We start from the raw sequence: 17,723 nt of genomic DNA on the forward strand, positions 1-17,723 counted from the left end.
GTACGTTTTGGCAGTATCTATTTTTTATCCATGAAAACAGAGGCTTGGCAAAAAGGTGCACTTGCTGTTAAAAGATTACGGCAAACTATTCTCGGACAACCTGTTGATGTATGCCCTGACAAAGGAAACATTGACTCACTATCTTTAAGTCTCTGAAACTACAAGATAAATAGCTCGACAAAATTTCCGCTAGTCTGCAAAAAAAAGGGATAGTTGAAATGTTGGGAATAATTATAAAAAAAATATTAAAATTTTTTTGGATATTATTGACATCTTGCTGACCGCATAGTAGCATTTTTGATATATATTGAAAATTTAAACTACTACTGAGGGCGAGTCGGAGAGTCACAGGCCCTGGATGAATTATGCAGATCTGTATTTTTGTACCCTTGAGTTTTTGCTTGAGAAATTCAAAATGTAAAACGGAGTACTCACAGGAGGCGTTATGAAGAGATTAGCGGCAATAATTATGGGAGCAGTACTGTTGGCAGGAACTATCGCCACGGCAGATGTTCCGGGTACGATAAACTACCAGGGGAAACTCACCGATTCGGTAGGCAGCCCGGTAACAGCAACACCGAACATCACTTTCTCCATCTACTCAACATCGTCGGGGGGTGGGGCCATCTGGAGTGAAACACAAAACAGCGTGAGCGTATCAAATGGCATCTTCAGTGTTCAACTCGGCTCGGTGACGCCCATAGATAACACTAAACTCCCACAGGCCGATCTCTGGCTGGGCGTGAATGTGGCCGGTGACGGCGAGATGACGCCACGGCAAAAGCTGGCAAATACACCCTTTGCGGTGAAGGCCGGAACGATTGATTCAGCAGGGAGCGTGGATGACGGCGCTCTTTCTGCAAATGTAACAAAGCTCGGTTCAACCATAAACGTGACTGAGCTTGCCAACGGCACGGCGGGGCAATTGATTACCTGGAGTGCTGCCTCCGCGCCAACCACCGTGGCGGCAGGCACATCGGGACAAGTCTTAACCTCCAATGGCGCAGGTGCTGCTCCAACTTTTCAGGCTGCAGCAGCGGGAGGCGGCGGCAAAGCCGTATACGGCGGTGGCGGCGGAACAGTTACAAACACAACATTATACTTCTCACCAAACGGTACTACAGGTGGCGAGCCTACTTATCAATATTTACGCCTGGTAATCGTACCCTTCAATTGCACGGCAAAAAATCTTTACTTTCATGTTATTCCATGGACTGCAGGACAAAGCGGTTCTCACGTCGTTACACTTATGAAGGGGACAACAGGCGGCACATCATCAGCCACGTCGCTAACATGCTCGGCAAGCGCAAACGTTGGTGTTGCCGAAACGGTCTCTTCGTGCAGTGATACGAGCAATACGGACAATGTACTTGCCGGCAACTGGTTAACCTTGAGAGTTGCCAGCACGGGGTCGGGTTCCGCAACAGTAGGTTATGGATTCACCTGCGAATAGATTTCTGATTAATATCTGAAAGGGATATGAAAAATATCTACAAGCAAAGACGGGGAATCATTTATAGAAATTATCAGGATTAACCTGTTTATAAATAAGGTGTAATTATGAAAATAGCGGTAAAATGGTTGAAGGCCTTACCCTTTGTTGTTCTCTTGCTCCTTTTACCTTCGGCGTCCAGCGCAATGACGAGCGCTAGCTATGGCATAACGCTCGATGTTGTCGGCAGTGGCGGCGATGCTTCCTCATCGACAAATTATAGCCTTACCGGCACGGTGGGAGAGTTTTCTATCGGAAGTTCGTCAAGTACGGGTTACAACCTGAATGCGGGCTTCTGGGCCGGGACTGACAACATTGCTCCCACCGTCACTTCTGTAAGCGTCCCCGCCAACGGTACCTATGCGGCGGGCCAGAACCTCGACTTTACCGTCAATTTTGATGAAAATATCACCATGACGGGTACCAGTTCCACGCTCGGCCTGACCATCGGTGCAAGCGGCGTTACAGCAGCCTACCAGTCGAATACGGTAACGAGCGTGACCTACCGTTATACGGTACAGGCCGGTGACTTCGACAGCGACGGAATTGCTGTTGGAACAATCACCATTAATACGGACACCATCGAGGACGGCGCAGGCAACAGCGCCAACCTGACGCTCAACAGCGTCGGCTCTACGGCAGCCGTACTGGTGGATGCTGCCGGCCCCATCGTCACTTCTGTAGCCGTCCCCGCTAATGCAACCTATGCGGCGGGCCAGAATCTCGACTTTACCGTTAATTTTAATGACACCATCACCATGACGGGAACATCTTCCACGCTTGGCCTGACCATCGGGGCAAGCGGTGTTACGGCCGCTTACCAGTCCAAAACGGTAACGAGCGTGACCTACCGTTATACGGTACAGGCCGGTGACTTCGACAGCGACGGAATTGCTGTCGGCACTCTCACCATTAATACGGACACCATAGAGGACGGCGGTGGCAACAGCGCCAACCTGACACTCAATAGTGTCGGCTCTACAGCGGCCATTCTCGTCGATGCTGTTGCTCCGGCAGCGCCGTCCACACCGGACCTGACAGCAGCAACGGATACGGGTGCATCGAGCACAGATAACCTAACTGGTGATATGACACCTGACTTTACAGGAACAGCTGAGGCTGATGCAACAGTTAAACTTTATAGTGATAACCCGGCAGCAGATACCCTTATCGGTAGCGGTACTGCAACGGGAGGAAACTGGACGATAACCGTATCAACTCTATCTATGGGAGCACATAATATTACAGCAACTGCAACAGACGGAGGTGGTAATACAGGTAGCGCTTCAGCAGCTCTTACTATACTTACTGACTTTGACAACGACGAGATGAGTGATGAGTGGGAGTTAAATAACGGCCTTGACCCTTATGATGGAAACGATGATGTTACAGACCTCGATGGGGATGGGATAAATAATGTAACGGAGTTTGGTAATGGAACTGATCCTCAAGTCGATAATAATCCACCGTCAGTAACAGCGCCAACCGATGTTAATGTCGATGCAACAGGCCTCTTTACCGTCGTCGATCTAGGTACGGGGACGGCAAACGATGATTTGGATGGCCCGCTTACGCCGACGCCCAACGATACCGGTCCTTTTGAGCCGGGCACCCATTCCATTAAGTGGGTTGCTGAAGACGCAGCCTTTAACCGGGCATCATCAATCCAGACGGTTAACGTGGCTCCCCTTGTCGATTTCTCACCTGATCAGACCGTTGCCGAAGGGAATACGGTAACGGTAAGGGTTCTTTTAAACGGAGATGCCGTCACCTACCCCGTATCTGTTCCCTATACGGTGACGGGCACAGCCACCGGTTCAGGCCCCGGTTCAGACTACACACTAACAAACTATACAGCCACTATTGCCGGAGGCAGGTCGACAACGATTGTTTTCACTACTGTCGATGACGGCGCCGGTGACGCCGACGAAACGGTTATTATTACCATGAGTACACCGACAAACGCCGCTGCCGGGATTAAAACGGTTAATACGACGACTCTCGCTGAGGGGAACCTGCCACCTGTCGTAATCCTGGCTGCCACTCAGGGTGGAACATCGACAACATTTATTAATAGTACGGGAGTCAATGTCACCGTTTCTTCTACGCTGGCTGATCCGAATACGGGAGATTCACACAGCTATGACTGGAGCGGAAGCGATGTACAGCTTGTGGATACCTTCGGGAATTATACGAGCAGTTCTTTCGTTTTCGATCCTTCAGTCCTGACGGACGGCCTCTATACGCTCAGGCTGACAGTGACTGACGACGGCGCGCCTGCACTAAGCGATTCCGTTGTACTCTCGCTGAACGTGACGTCCACCATGCCGACCCTCAGTGCGACAGACACCGACGGTGATGGTCCTAACGATGATGTGGAAGGAACAGGTGACGATGACGGCGACGGCATACCCAACTACCTCGATGCCTCTACGCTTGCCGGCAATGTGTTGCAGACAGTGACGGCTGTTTCCGACAGCTACCTCATTGAGTCGGAAAGCGGCACCTTTTTAGCGCTCGGCAATACGGCCCTTGCCGCAGGCAACGACAGAGCGGGAATGAGTGGGACCGACATGACTGCCTTATCGATCCCCTCCGACACGGTGCCTAACATCGGCGGTTATTTCGACTTCCTCGTTAGCGGTCTTGCAAATCCGGGAGACAGTGTAAGGATTGTCATTCCACAGGCAACAGCAATCCCTGCCGATGCCCAATACAGGAAATATACCCCTTCTTCCGGCTGGGGTGACTTTGTGGAAGACGCAAATAACAGCCTTGCTTCCGCGCCGGGACAGGCCGGCTTCTGTCCGCCTCCGGGAGACGCGGCCTATACGGCAGGCCTGACGGAAGGCCATTGGTGTATAGAACTGACCATAGAAGACGGAGGTCCTAATGACGGTGACGGCACGGTAAACGGTGCGGTCCTTGACCTGGGCGGTGCCGGTTCAATGACGGCAACAGGTTATCACAGAAACGGCCACAGTAATGATGTCTTTGTAAGAAACGGCTGTTTTATAGCGACGGCAGCTTATGGTAGCTATATGGCTCCTGATGTGATGGTCCTCAGGGAATTCCGCGATGATTACCTTCTTACTAATGCGCCGGGCAGGTTATTTGTTAAACTCTACTACGACTACTCTCCACCCCTTGCCGATGTGATTTCAGCAAGTGAAAACTTAAGAACAGTAACCCGGTGGGCTCTTTCACCGCTTGTCTATGGTGTTAAGTATCCCCTCTTTGGGCTTAGCCTGATGGCAGCATTTTTGTTGGCCGCTATGGCTATACTTTTCAGGGTGAAAAGGCGATGGAAGAAGGGAAATTGAATAAGTAATAATGATTTTGAATTCTGATTTAATGGGCCTGTCAAATTGCAGGCCCTTTTTTTTGATGACTCCTGTTGCAATTGGAAAAAATAAGTTTTTAAAAGGGCGGGGGATGGATAAAAAAGAAAGTTTCAGCAACTATGAAATCAGGTCACAAACCTGAGCCCGGCAGTTAGTTTTGCCGAAGTATAATCAGCAACGACAAATCCCCCTTCAAAAAAGGGACCTGCATTGATAATGTGAGTCTTTCCCACATAGTCTTCCCCTGCCGCCTCATGAATATGGCCACAGAGGCAAAGGCGGGGCTCATATTTTTCGATAAAATCCCTCACCGCCTTGCTTCCCACATGTAATCCATTGTTAACTATATCGACTTTTGTATCATAAGGCGGCGCATGAGGGACCATAATTTTGACAGGGCAGTCCCTGACGGACTCAAAACCGCTTTTCAGAATTTGCGCTATTTCCTCTTCAGCAAATTCATTGGGCGTATTAAAGGGAGAAGGATTTCCCCCGCCGCAACCGAAGATGCCTATTTCACCTAAAACATGACCTCTGCCGTGAAGGCTTATGCCGAGGGCCTCAAGATATCCCTCGACTTCAGGATGATCGAGGTTGCCCGCCTGCATTAGGGTATTAGGGTTTAAAGACCTCAGTTTTTCAATGACAGGCGCGGCGGTTTTGAGACCGCCGAATTGGGTGAGGTCTCCCGTAATAAGGAGAAGGTCTGCTTCTGATATCTTATGGCTGAGAAGATCGAGGTTTGTTATTTTTTCATGTATATCGCCAAAGGCTATTATTTTCATCTTTTTTAAACAAGCTCCAGCAGCTTCTTTACCGTCTTTCCTATCCCTTCAGCCACCTCTACAATATTAGCCTCCATCATGTAGGCAGGCGTCGTGATGATTTTATTCCCTTCATCGACAATAAACTCCGAAACGGGACACTGGTGAGGATCGGCACCGACGGACATCATTCCGCTATTGATTCCTTCAATGTCGTAGGGTGATTTGTCTTCCGTCGTGCCAACGGTGATCTTTGCCACCGTCCCCGTTCCTTCCAGCGCTTTTGCGACAAGAACAGGCGCCATACAGACAAGCGCCACAGGCACACCGCCATTGACAGCTTTATTAATGATACGCTTCACGTCTCCGTCGATTCCACCTTCAGGGCCGTTGACAGCCCAGGTACTCAGATTTTTTGCGGCACCGAATCCGCCGGGAAAAATGACGGCATCGAAATCTTCAGGGTTTAACTCTGAAAGCGCCCTGATTTCTCCTCTGGCAATCCTGGCTGATTCGACAAGCACGTTTCTGGGCCCTTCCATCTCTTCACCTGTGGTGTGGTTTATGACATGAAGCTGGTTCTTGTCGGGAGCAAAGCAGGAATAAGCAGCCCCGTTTTTTCTTATTTCAAGGAGTGTTATAACCGATTCATGAATTTCACTCCCATCGTAGACACCGCAACCGGAAAGTACAACAGCAATATTTTTCATTTAAAGCCTCCTTAAGTCTATTTTTAAATATGAACATATAATACTAAAGAAGAGATACTTTGCAAGGAAAAGATCGCTCTTTTTGGTGCAGAGCCTATAGGGGGGGAAAGACTTGTTAAGAGGTCAATATTAATATGGGAAGCAAAAAATAAAAATACCCTCGCCGACGAATCACTTTAAATGAGTACTGGAACCCCATCCCCACCCTGACCCTCTACCCTCAAGGGCATCAAGACCCTTGAAGGGGAGGGAATATTACTTCTCTCCCTTCAAGGGGGAGATTGAGAGGGGGATGGGTTATAACACAATAAGCAATAAGCTCCATACCTTCGAACAATTTAAAGAGGGATTTCTCCCGACTGTCGAAATGGCACAAAGGGATGGAAGTATCGAGAAGAGAGAGTCAAAAATTAGTGGCAGGCCATAACAAAAGGATTAACGGACAAGATTTCGTAAATAGGCGAGATTAACCTTGTCTTCCTCCATCTCCTTGCCCTTTGGCGTTTCGAGAATTTTCGGAATGCCGGCAAAACGGGGATCATTCATTATTAACCTGAAGGGAGTTTCACCCAGTTCACCCTTACCAAGATGTTCATGGCGGTCTACACGGCTGCCGAGGGCCTTCTTTGAATCGTTAATGTGAAAGGCCGCAAGCCGGTCGAGGCCGATGAGGGATTCGAATCTTTCCATCGTTTCATAGTAGCCCTCTTCAGTGGAGAGATCATAACCGGCGGCAAAAACATGACATGTATCGAAACAGACCTTAATGCGATCCTTTTCTTTTACGCCGTCAATGATGGAGGCAATATGCTCAAAGCGGTAACCGAGGTTGGTCCCCTGTCCGGCCGTCGTCTCGACGACGATATGGACACCCCAGCCGTCAGTCATGGCGAGGAGTTCATTAAATTCTTCCGTAATAATTTTTAGGCCCCCTTCCTCGCCTGCCCCTTTATGGGAACCGGGATGCATGACCAGCGAAGAAATACCCAGCTTACGGCATCGTTCCATTTCATCAAGAAAAGCGTCAAAAGAGCGCTGCCTCATCTCCTTTTCAGGGGAAGCAAGATTAATAAGGTAGGAATCGTGGGCAATAACTTCTGAAACGGGGCTCTTTTCAAGCTTGCTTTTATAGCTTTCTATGACGCTCTCTTCAAGCGCTTTGCCCTGCCACTGGTTGGAATTTTTCGTAAAGACCTGCATTACATGGCAACCCACCTGTTCACCACGGTCTATGGCCAGATCGATACCACCCGATATGGACATATGCGCGCCCAGTAAATGTTCCTGTGCCATATTAAAAAACCGCTTCCTCCAAACAGGAAAGGTCTTCAATAACTACGGTTGCACCGGCCTTAAGAAGCATCTCTTTCGAATGATGGCCCGTGGGGACGGCAATAGTTTTTACGGAAGCATTTTCACCGGTTTTTAAGTCAACGGGAGAATCACCGATAAAGAGAGTCTCTTTATTGCCAATGGACAGGTTTTCAAGATTTTGAAATATCATGTCCGGTTCGGGTTTGCTCTTAGCCGTATCACCTTCTCCAACAACACTCCCTATAAGTTCATTCCAACCAAGGTGCTCAATAATTTTCCGTGAAAAACCGCCATGTTTGTTTGTCGCAACGCCCAACTTAAGCCCTTTCCCGAAAAGCTTTTTAATGATTTCATCGGCATAGGGCATGGGCAGGGTTTTTTCGAGGTAGACTTCCTTGTATCGTTTTCTGAAAATTACCGTTGCTTCTTCGGCATTCTCTTCCCCAACCATCTCTGCAAGGGTATCTTTCAAGGGGCTGCCGACGACGGATTTTGTTTCATCGAGACTTAGTGGATCAAGGCCGTAAAGAGGAAGGGTCGTGTTAAAACCTTCCCTGATGGCCTCAAAGGAATCGATAAGCGTTCCATCGAGATCAAAAATAACGCCTTTTACACCATGGGTTTGAGAGGGAGAATCAGATTCTTCTTTTTGCATCTTTTAACCTTTCTACTATTTCATAGCTGTTGCCTCCGACAGAGGCCATTTCTACATTGGGCTTTATCCTTTTACCGTGAAAATCAGAACCCGACGTTGCAATAATTCCCCGGCTTTGGGCCAGTTGTCTGAAGTGTTCGCTCTCTTCGGGTGTATGGTATGACGAATAAGCCTCAAGACCCATGAGGCCTGCATCGATGAGTTCCGATATCCTTTCATCACCCGTATCGGAAGGGTGGGCCTGAACAGGCACGCCGCCAAATTGCCTGATCTTTTCTATGCCTTCTTCTGTGGGGCATACTTTGAGCGGCACAAAGGCGGGCTTTCCTTTTCGGAAATAATCCCTGTAAAAATTGAGTGACGGTGAATCACAACGGTCTCCATCGATATAGGGTTTCAGCCTGGGGTCACGACGTCCTTCCTCCCTCCTTAAAAGGGCCGTCATGAATGTGGAGCCCGAAGGGATTTGCCCCTTTGCCGCCCTTTCCAGGTCATCAAGGCTGACAGGAAAGTCAAGGTCCTGAAGCGCTTTTAATCTGTCCAGCGCCTGTTCTTTTTTAGCGTCATGTATTTCATGAAGCCATTCATGAAAAGCGGGGTCCTTGTATTCAATGAAATAAGCGAGCAGGTGGAGGTCCATACCATCATAGATGGTATTCAGTTCAAAGCAGGGGATGAGTTCAATCTTATATCTCTTCGACAGTTGCAGCCCCTCATCGATGCTGTCGACGCTGTTATGGTCTGCAAAGGCAATGGCCTTCAGCTTCTTGAGGGTTGCCATTTTAAAGATTTCTTCCGGACTGTGCTGCCCGTCTGAACTGGCTGTGGTATGGATGTGGAGGTCTACAAGTCCACCTTTCATGGACTATCTGCGTCTTTCTTTTCAAGGGCTGCGTTTAATGCATTGACCAGCTTTTCCGGATCGAGGTGATGGACTTTTGCGCCATGCCCGATGTCTTCAAACTCGGCAATCTGGCAATTCATGCATTCCAGTTTATGTTCTTTGAAAACCTGGATAGTCTCAGGATGTTCATGAATGATATCCTGGATAAACATATCTTTGGTAATCCTCTTTTTCATAAAATCACCCAACCTGTTTCTTGTTTACGTAAGGCCAGTATAACAAATGATTTTCCTTTTTGTGAACAGATTTTTGGCACGGCTGGAATTGAGAGGTTGCCCCAGGAGAAAAGGGCCATAATAGCTTGCCTTTTATCAGGGTCGATCTGCGGCTGCGGCAATGTAAACAAGGTATAAGGGCGCCTTGCCATTTAAAGGCGATATGCTAAACTTTTTATATTAAAGAGGCTGGGACCTGTCGGTTTGATATTGCTCTTTCTTTCGGTTATTTACAACGGGATATAAATAAAGTCCCTTTGTGATTTTTAAATTCAATGGTTTGCTCCTTGGCCGCAGGATAGTGAAATAGAAATTTTTCAACCATATGAGCACCTCATTGCTTCCTTTAAAAGCGCTGCAATCACTAGGGATAGGCCGATGATGAGGACGATAAGAAATAGGGAGAGTAAAGTTGACAATAACCAGGCCGGCTGAAAAAGGTAGTGAAGAATCTTTATCTGCAAGAATGGCAATAAATATAGTCAGTGCTGTTTTTGCTCTTTTTCTTTTGTACCTTATCAGTTTCTACGACTACCTTTTATTCCACACCTTTGCTGAGGTATTCAGCATTGTCATTGCCTTTTCCATTTTCCTCTTTGCCTGGAACTCAAGGAAGTATCTTGATAACTTCTGCTTTATTTTTCTCGGCATCGCCTATTTTCATGTGGCTGTCCTTGATTTACTTCACACGCTTGCTTATGAAGGTATGCCTTTTTTTCCCGCTTACAGCCATTATGCAACTGAGGTATGGATTGCTGCCCGTTATATGGAGAGTATCAGCTTTTTTATTGCCTTCAGCTTTCTCTCAACAAGCAGAAGAATCAACCCCGTTTTTATCTTTGTCTTATATTCAATGATAAGCGCCCTGATTATTGGCGCTATCTTTTTCTGGGAAATATTTCCCGTCCTCTTTATTCATGGCAAAGGCCTTACCTTATTCAAGGTAGTCAGTGAATATATCATCTGCTTTATTATTATGGTTTCTATTTTTATACTCTACAGACGCAAAAGTGCTTTTGATAACAAGGTATTTAACTATCTCCTTTCGTCGCTTGTTCTTACCATTTTTTCGGAACTGGCCTTTACCTTTTATATTAACGTGTACGGTTTTTCAAATCTGGTGGGCCATATTTTCAAAATTATCTCATTTAAATTGATGTACCAGGCTATTATTGCGACAGGTTTGACAAGGCCTTATGATCTTCTCTTCAGAGAGCTTAAGCAGAGTGAGCTGGCCTTGAAAGAGGCAAACCAGACTAAAGACAGGTTCTTTTCCATCATTTCTCATGATCTTAGGGCCCCCTTTACAAGCCTTATGGGCTTTTCAGAAACCCTTATAGACAGTTATGACAGCTTTGATGAAAAAACGAAAAAGAATTTTGCCAGAGCGATCTATGACTCGGCAGAGCAGATCTATAACCTGCTCGATAATCTCCTTCAATGGTCTCTTGCTCAAACGAACAGCATTGTCTTTAAGCCGGGGAAAGTAGATTTTTCTACCGTGGTAGACGAAAATATCTCTCTCATGGAGAAAAGCGCCGAGCTAAAGGAGATAACCCTTGTTTCAGCTATTGATGGTGACAGAGTGTTGTTTGCCGATATCAATATGCTTAACACGATTCTCCGCAACCTTTTTTCAAATGCAATCAAATTTACCGGCAAGGGAGGAAATATCACCCTTTCATCAACCGCAAAAAAGGACTTTCTCGAAATTACCATTGCCGATACGGGCGTAGGCATGAGCGATGAATATATGAAAAAGATATTCCGCATAGATGAAAAGCATTTAACGAGGGGAACGGAAAAAGAGACGGGAACAGGGATTGGCCTTGTTCTTTGCAAGGACTTTATTGAAAAGCACGGTGGTAAGATATGGGTGGAGAGTAAGCCCGGCGAAGGTAGCAGGTTCAGTTTTACCCTTCCTCTTTGCTAAGAATCAATTGCTTAGCCCCCATTTCTCACCAACGCTCTGTCGGGATGGCTTTAAACCGCTCATGACGGCGCTTTAATAATTCAGAGATTGCCATATTCGTTGATTGTCGTATAAAATAAAGAACAATGCTGTTTTTTTCGGGCGATCAGATAAAGACATTGAAAAAATCAGGTTTAACATTAATTGCAGTCTATAAGTGACTGCAGGTAAAACTTGCAAGGAAGAAGGCGGCTTTTTTAACCTTCACATGCCGCGCATAAATTTTTAAGAGGGTTCCTAATATCTGACAATGGGTTCAGTAGCTGAAAAGGCTGAAAAATCCTTTCCCCTCAAGGGAGCCATTACTTTCCTTTTGGGACTGCTTTTCCTTGCTGCACTCTATTTTGTCAGCCTGCACAACTATCTCATCTTCCATAACCTTGCTGAAATGTTCAGCATTGTTATCGCATTTTCCATCTTCCTCTTTGCCTGGAATTCAAGGCGCTACTTCGATAATCTCTACTTTATTTTTCTCGGTATCGCCTATTTTTATGTGGGCTTTCTTGATTCCATCCATACCCTTGCCTATGAAGGCATGCCTTTTTTCCCTGATGAGAAACATTACGCTACCCAGATATGGATAGCGACCCGTTACATGGAAAGCATCGGCCTTCTCATGGCTTTCAGCTTTCTGAAAATAAAAAAGAAATTTAATCCCATCGCCCTATTTGTTCTTTTTTCAGCGCTAACGGCCTTAATCCTGACGACCATCTTTTATTGGAATATTTTTCCTGCTACCTATATTGACGGCATGGGCCTTACACCATTCAAGGTGATAAACGAATATATTATCTGCTTTATCCTCATTCTGGCCATTGTGAGATTATACAGGCATAAGGAAGGTTTTGACAAAAAAGTATTCGACTGTCTTCTTTATTCACTTATCTTCACCATTCTTTCGGAACTGTCTTTTACCTTCTACATCGATATTTACGGTTTTTCAAATCTGACAGGCCATTTCTTTAAAATTATTTCCTTTGCGTTCATTTATGAATCCATTATAGCGACGGGCCTTAACAGACCTTATGATATTCTTTTCAGGGAACTCAAAGCGAGCGAGCGAGCACTTACAGAGGCGAACCAGACAAAAGACCGCTTTTTCTCCATTATATCTCACGATCTTAAAAATCCCTTTACCAGTCTCATCGGCTTTTCAGGTGCTCTCCTGGAAAACTACGACAGACTTGACGAAGATACCAAAAAAGATTTCACAAAAGATATCCATGAGTCGGCAGAAGAGATCTATGATCTGCTCGATAACCTGCTAAAGTGGTCCTTTACCCAGACGGGAGGTATCACTAATGAACCAAAAAACATAAATATCGCGCCTCTCATAGCGGAAAACTTCTCTCTTATGCAGCAAAGCGCAGCGCATAAAAAGATAGCCTTAGTCTCACATATTGAAAGTGATACACTTGTATTTGCTGATGAAAATATGGTTAATACGGTCATCCGGAACCTTATTTCAAATGCAATTAAATATACAGGGGAAGGGGGAAAGGTTACCCTTTCTTCGAGAACAAAGGGTAACTTTCTTGAAATAAGCATTGCCGATACGGGTGTTGGAATCAGTGAGGAAAACCTTAAAAAAATATTCTGCGGCGACATTAGATATTCAGGAATGGAAGGGGGAAGGAAAACAGGCTCCGGACTGGGACTGATTCTCTGCAAGGACTTTATTGAAAGGCAGGGCGGCAAAATAGGGGTGGAGAGCAAAGCAGGTGAGGGAAGCAGGTTCCACATTACGCTTCCCCTTCATAAAGGGCCCGCTTCCTGATATCCTAGATATGGCGCTGCTGATAAGGGACTGACCTTGCCCTTCTTGATGGGGCCCTATAAAGCTTTTCCTGCCTTACCCTGGTCTTGAGCCCGGCCGCTTCACGGCTTTTCCAGATCATGGCAAGCTCTTCTGCAAAATCACGGAATGAAAGGGGAGCTCCCCTCAGAATCTCTCGCTGTTTGATCATGTCATCAGCATCAGGGAAAAGCCCTCCACGCTGGATAAAACCGAAAATTTTTGTCCACTCTTCAACAATAGCTCCAGGCATGAAGGTTTCCGCTATCTCTTTCCAGGACCTGATATCATTTCCACCGTAAATGATTTCCTTGCCCAAAACATCACTCAGTATTGCCGACAAGTCATCACCTGACAAGGCCTCAGGGCCGCAAATGGCGTATTCTTTCCAGTTATAATCAGCCATTGTAAGCGCATTGAAGGCGGCTTCAGCAACATCACGGAGATCGACCTGTGATACGCCGTTACAGCCGATGGGAAAGGGGTAAGTTCCCTGTTTCATAATTTCTCTTTCAAAATAAAGCAAGCTCTGAAAAAAGAAATTGGGGCGGAGAATGGTATAAGGAATAGTCAAACCGCGAAGGGCCTCCTCTATTCTTACCTTGTTTCTGAAAAGCGGCAAGTGCCTTGAATTCCAGGGCATCATTGAAGAGAGATAAACGATTTTTTTCACTCCCGAGTTTTTAGCCACTTCAAGGGCATTAATACCGTGCCTTGCTTCATTATAGGAGGGGGGAAGATAGATTAAGGCTACATCGGCGTGACGGAAAAAAGCTTCCAGAGAGGCATGATTGTCGGGGCTGCCCAGGGTGCACTCTATTTCAAAGGGCATGGCAAGGGCTTTTGTCCTGTCTTTTATGAGACACCTTACGGCAATGTCTTTGTTAATAAGTCTGTCAACGAGATAGGTGTTAAGCGTGCTGCCACCGCCCATTAAAGCAATCATCATTTTCCCCTCCTCAAGTTATGGCGCTATCATTTGTTTTGCATATTAATTTTATAAAATAACAGGAAGATTTGCGCGTCACATATTGCTTTTTTTGCGACATATCTTGCTGTTTTGCTTTTTTTATTAGAGAGATGAGGCAGATGGGAAGATAGATGCGCATGCCTTGATCTTAACTTCCTGTTTCTTTCCCTTTTCGGAAAGATAGATGAAGAGAAGGGGGCTGTCTCTTTTTGTTCTTTTTCTTCCCGGGCAGTGGAACTCCCTTTCAAATGTCCAGCGAAAGGCCTTTACCATGCAGGTGGGGGCAATGTTCAGTTCTTGACGGATCCGGGCAATTTCTTTTCTGTCAATATTCCAGGATATGTCATCTTTCACCTGAAAATAGAAAGGCAGCCCTTTTTCAAGGGGATAACCGGCCATGGCCCTGTCGAAAGAAATTGCCTCATAAAAAGCGGGCAACGGTTTAACTTCCGGCAGGGAGGCTCCAAATTGCGCTATCGTTTCAAAAAGTTCGTCAAGGGGCATGGAACGCTTGCCCCTTTTGATCCAGAAGTCAGCCAGAAGCGAAAAGAAGCGGGAAAGGGGCAGCTTTCGGCAGATAAAATCAAGCGATTTTCTGAACCTGCCGCTATTAAAAATCCGCTCAAGGAGTTGTCCCATGATTTCGATTTTTTCAATCTCCTCTTCAGCAAGCCAGGGCGTTTTAATGATTTTGTAGGGCGGATCAGGGGACCACAGGTAGCCCTCCCTCCCGGCAATGTCCATCATGGGCGCGCCTTTAAGCACTTTTAGCGGTTCTACCTGAATATGGTGGCCTTTCATGCTGAAAAGCCGCTCCAGGGAGGCCAGAAAACCATCAAAATCTTCCCCCGGGAGACCTGCCACGAGATCGAGATGAACATGGACCCTTGTCTCGCTGACAAGGCGGCGCACATTAGTAAAAAGCCGTGCAAGGTCGGATTTTCTCCCTACCGAATGGAGCGTCTCTTCGGCAACGGACTGTACACCGATTTCAAATCGAAAGATTGCCGGAGGAACCTTTTTAAGCACTTCCATGTTCTCATTGGTAAGGAGGTCTGCCGCTATTTCAAAGTGATATTGGCTTGAAATTGTTTTTTCCAGAATGAAACACCATATTTCATTAGCTCTTTTGGCATGATAGTTAAATGTGCGGTCAACAAACTTGATGGTAGAGGCCTCCTTTTCCATAAGCCAGGCCAGATCGTCCTTTATCCGCGCCATGGAAAAACTCCTTACCCTATCCTCCATGGAGGATAGGCAGAAGGCACAGGTAAAGGGGCAGCCCCGGGAGGTTTCATAATAGATAAGGGGCTTGCTCATATTAACAAGACCGGCCCTGAAGGGTGAAGGGATGTGGTCAAGGTCATCCATAAGCAGGGGAGGGGCGCTTTTTATTTTATTGCCTGCCCCTTGTGCCTCTATACCGGGAACGTTGCCGGCAGGCGAACCTTGGGACAAGGCGCGAAGGAGGAGAGAAAAACCCTGCTCACCCTCACCCTTTACGACAAAATCAATGGCGCTGTTATCCCTCAAAATCTTTTCACTGTCAAAAGAAACCTCCGGTCCGCCCAGTACGATGAGTGCGGTTTTATTATTCTTCTTTAGCTCCTTTGCCAGTGACAGAACAGCTTTTATATTCCAGATGTAACAGGAAAAAGCAATTACGTCGGCCCCTTCACGGGCTATTCGGGAAAGCACTTCCGATCTTTCTTCATTGATAGTAAATTCCCGGATAAGGGGATTGACCTTTTCAATGTGACGGCACGCAGCAGCAAGGCAGGGCAGGGCCAGCGAAGAATGAATATAACGTGAATGAAGTGTTGTAAGGAGGACTTTCATGAAAATGGGAACCAGTTTTTCTAGAAAGATAAGAAAGGATCAAATAATCTCGACCTTTTCACCGAGAAATTTGGGAGATCTGTTAATAATCCATATGTCGAGCCCTGCCTTTATCCTGGCCAGGAGTTCACGCATAAAGATTTTGATCTTGCCTTTGTGCTCGATATAGGGTGTTGCATAGGCAATGGCTTCTATGTTCCTGCTTCGTGCAATGAAGAGGGCCCGTTCGCAGTGGAATTCCTGGGAAATAATAATAAATTCATCAAGGCTGAATACTTTTTTTGCCCGGATAACCGAGTCGAGTGTACTAAAGCCCGCATAGTCAAGATGGATATCCTCTTCTTTTACTCCGAGATTTACCAGGTCCTTTTGCATTGTAATGGGCTCATTATAATATTTAGTCGAATTGTCTCCACTGACAAGTATTTTTTTTATCTTGCCGTCCTTATAAAGAGCGCTGGCGGCTTTTAGCCGTGACGTATAATAGAGATTGAGCCGACCATGAAAAGACCTGGATGTTCCCAGCACAAGCGCAACGTCCTTGCGGGGAACTTCTTTCGTATTGTTATAAATAAACCGGTCATAATTCCTTGCAATAATAATATTTGTAATGGCGGAGAAAGCCATAAGAGAAAGAAAAAGGAGAACGATTATGGTTCTCAGTTTTTTCCTGAATTTTCTGTTGTTATCATACATAAAGCAAGGTCGGAAAGGAAGCGCTCCTTAAAATAAGATTATATGACAAGTATACAGCCGGTATATGTTGCAACTCAATCTTTCTTTTTGTGGAGACAGGTAAAATAGCAATGATGAAGCAGGGGACAAAAGGGCAAAATGAAGCATCCCGTTTTTTTATATTCCCCCTCATCAGGCTGTGGTTCCCGGCAGAGGAACTCCCATGCCGATAGCTTATCAGCGGTCTTCTTTGCCCGAAGGCGCCTTAAACGAAGCCGATGGAGGAAGCCCTGGCGGGTTCTAAAGAGATTTTAAATTAAACCTGTTGGACTCAGTCCGGCAGGCTCCCGGAAGGGATATATTATGAGAATACTCTCCATACAAAAGACGATCAGCTTTTTCGCTTTTTCTCGCCTTCTTTCTTTTTGTCACTCCCCTGCGATATCACTTTCGGCTTGATCTTTTCCCATATGCCGTTAGTGCTGAAGCAGTGCCAGCCCCATTTTAGCCACCCGATCATGGCGGAGGCGATCCAGAGTGACCAGGCAAGCATAAGAAAGCGGTAGACCGGGAGGGGAACGGAGATTGCCGATGCTGTGGGCAGGAGGCTGGCGCACCTGTCCTGGAACCAGTTAAGGGTGTACGCATGTGAGCCGTTTCCGGCAATGTGCATCTCCGGCCGACCGAGCAGCCCCTGACTGATCCCCTCGAAGAGGGTGGCGAGCGCCGCAATCGTCAGGACGACAAGTCCGGCCTGGATCGAATTGAAAGCCGCTTTGGATAGGCCCGGTTTGATCCTCGCGCGCAGACCGAGCGCCAGAAACCAGGCAACGATGATGGCTGCCATCTCCACCTCAAGCTGGCTCAGCCCCACGCCGAGAAGCATCCATTGGCGGGCCCTTAGGGGGGTAATACGGATCTGGCCCAAACCTGCTGCAACAAGGAAAATGACAAGGAGCAGTCCCCAAAAGAGTACGGCAGGTCCCATGGCCGGCCCTTTGGTAAAGAGAATCCAGCGGTCACCGGGCATCTTGATCACTGTCCTCCCGTTGACACTGTCCGTTCCCAGATCTA

General features: G+C 46.7%; 15 protein-coding genes. 5 read left to right on the forward strand and 10 right to left on the reverse strand.

Annotated features, from left to right (window positions below):
- Positions 1-445 precede the first annotated feature (445 nt).
- Together OEV42_18500 and OEV42_18505 are read left to right on the forward strand one after the other, a co-directional pair.
- Positions 446-1,453: a hypothetical protein gene (locus OEV42_18500; GenBank protein MDH3976261.1), complete on the forward strand. Its 1,008-nt coding sequence runs from the start codon at positions 446-448 to the stop codon at positions 1,451-1,453.
- A 107-nt stretch (positions 1,454-1,560) separates the two neighbouring features.
- Entirely contained in the window at positions 1,561-4,815 is a 3,255-nt protein-coding gene (locus OEV42_18505) for an Ig-like domain-containing protein (protein MDH3976262.1), read from the forward strand.
- Positions 4,816-4,961: 146 nt separating this feature from the next.
- Here OEV42_18505 and OEV42_18510 read toward each other — a convergent pair whose 3' ends face one another.
- A complete protein-coding gene (locus OEV42_18510) occupies positions 4,962-5,621 on the reverse strand; it encodes a metallophosphoesterase (protein ID MDH3976263.1) in 660 nt (219 codons plus the stop codon).
- Positions 5,622-5,626: 5 nt separating this feature from the next.
- Positions 5,627-6,310, reverse strand: coding sequence for an isoprenoid biosynthesis glyoxalase ElbB (gene elbB, locus OEV42_18515; protein ID MDH3976264.1), 684 nt, complete (start codon positions 6,308-6,310; stop codon positions 5,627-5,629).
- Between the two features lie 292 nt (positions 6,311-6,602).
- On the opposite strand from elbB, the gene OEV42_18520 reads away from it, so the two are divergent.
- The gene (locus OEV42_18520) at positions 6,603-6,737 is read left to right on the forward strand and encodes a hypothetical protein (GenBank protein ID MDH3976265.1); all 135 of its coding nucleotides are present in this window, start codon (positions 6,603-6,605) and stop codon (positions 6,735-6,737) included.
- Between the two features lie 8 nt (positions 6,738-6,745).
- Here OEV42_18520 and nfo read toward each other — a convergent pair whose 3' ends face one another.
- The 4 genes from nfo to OEV42_18540 are packed head-to-tail and all read right to left on the reverse strand — an operon-like array spanning position 6,746 to position 9,359.
- Positions 6,746-7,603 carry a deoxyribonuclease IV gene (gene nfo / locus OEV42_18525; protein ID MDH3976266.1) on the reverse strand — a complete coding sequence of 286 codons (858 nt, stop codon included), beginning with the start codon at positions 7,601-7,603 and terminating at the stop codon, positions 6,746-6,748.
- Position 7,604: 1 nt separating this feature from the next.
- Entirely contained in the window at positions 7,605-8,279 is a 675-nt protein-coding gene (locus OEV42_18530) for an HAD family hydrolase (GenBank protein ID MDH3976267.1), read from the reverse strand.
- Positions 8,260-9,141 carry a PHP domain-containing protein gene (locus OEV42_18535; GenBank protein MDH3976268.1) on the reverse strand — a complete coding sequence of 294 codons (882 nt, stop codon included), beginning with the start codon at positions 9,139-9,141 and terminating at the stop codon, positions 8,260-8,262. The genes OEV42_18530 and OEV42_18535 overlap by 20 nt, the downstream gene beginning before the upstream one ends.
- The gene (locus OEV42_18540; protein MDH3976269.1) at positions 9,138-9,359 is read right to left on the reverse strand and encodes a DUF1858 domain-containing protein; all 222 of its coding nucleotides are present in this window, start codon (positions 9,357-9,359) and stop codon (positions 9,138-9,140) included. The genes OEV42_18535 and OEV42_18540 overlap by 4 nt, the downstream gene beginning before the upstream one ends.
- 451 nt (positions 9,360-9,810) lie before the next feature.
- Here OEV42_18540 and OEV42_18545 point away from each other — a divergent pair, with 451 nt between their 5' ends.
- Together OEV42_18545 and OEV42_18550 are read left to right on the forward strand one after the other, a co-directional pair.
- On the forward strand, positions 9,811-11,331 hold the full coding sequence (locus OEV42_18545; GenBank protein ID MDH3976270.1) for an ATP-binding protein: 1,521 nt from the start codon (positions 9,811-9,813) through the stop codon (positions 11,329-11,331).
- 289 nt (positions 11,332-11,620) lie between these two features.
- Entirely contained in the window at positions 11,621-13,147 is a 1,527-nt protein-coding gene (locus OEV42_18550) for an ATP-binding protein (GenBank protein MDH3976271.1), read from the forward strand.
- A gap of 4 nt (positions 13,148-13,151) precedes the next feature.
- Here OEV42_18550 and OEV42_18555 read toward each other — a convergent pair whose 3' ends face one another.
- The 4 genes from OEV42_18555 to OEV42_18570 form a co-directional block, all read right to left on the reverse strand.
- Entirely contained in the window at positions 13,152-14,114 is a 963-nt protein-coding gene (locus OEV42_18555; GenBank protein ID MDH3976272.1) for an NmrA family NAD(P)-binding protein, read from the reverse strand.
- A gap of 123 nt (positions 14,115-14,237) precedes the next feature.
- Positions 14,238-15,974: a B12-binding domain-containing radical SAM protein gene (locus tag OEV42_18560; protein ID MDH3976273.1), complete on the reverse strand. Its 1,737-nt coding sequence runs from the start codon at positions 15,972-15,974 to the stop codon at positions 14,238-14,240.
- A gap of 39 nt (positions 15,975-16,013) precedes the next feature.
- Positions 16,014-16,670: a YdcF family protein gene (locus tag OEV42_18565; GenBank protein ID MDH3976274.1), complete on the reverse strand. Its 657-nt coding sequence runs from the start codon at positions 16,668-16,670 to the stop codon at positions 16,014-16,016.
- A gap of 370 nt (positions 16,671-17,040) precedes the next feature.
- A partial coding sequence (locus OEV42_18570) for a hypothetical protein (protein ID MDH3976275.1) occupies positions 17,041-17,723 on the reverse strand: 683 nt, incomplete at its 5' end.

The sequence above is a fragment of the Deltaproteobacteria bacterium genome, from assembly GCA_029860075.1.
Lineage (GTDB): Bacteria > Desulfobacterota > JADFVX01 > JADFVX01 > JADFVX01 > JAOUBX01.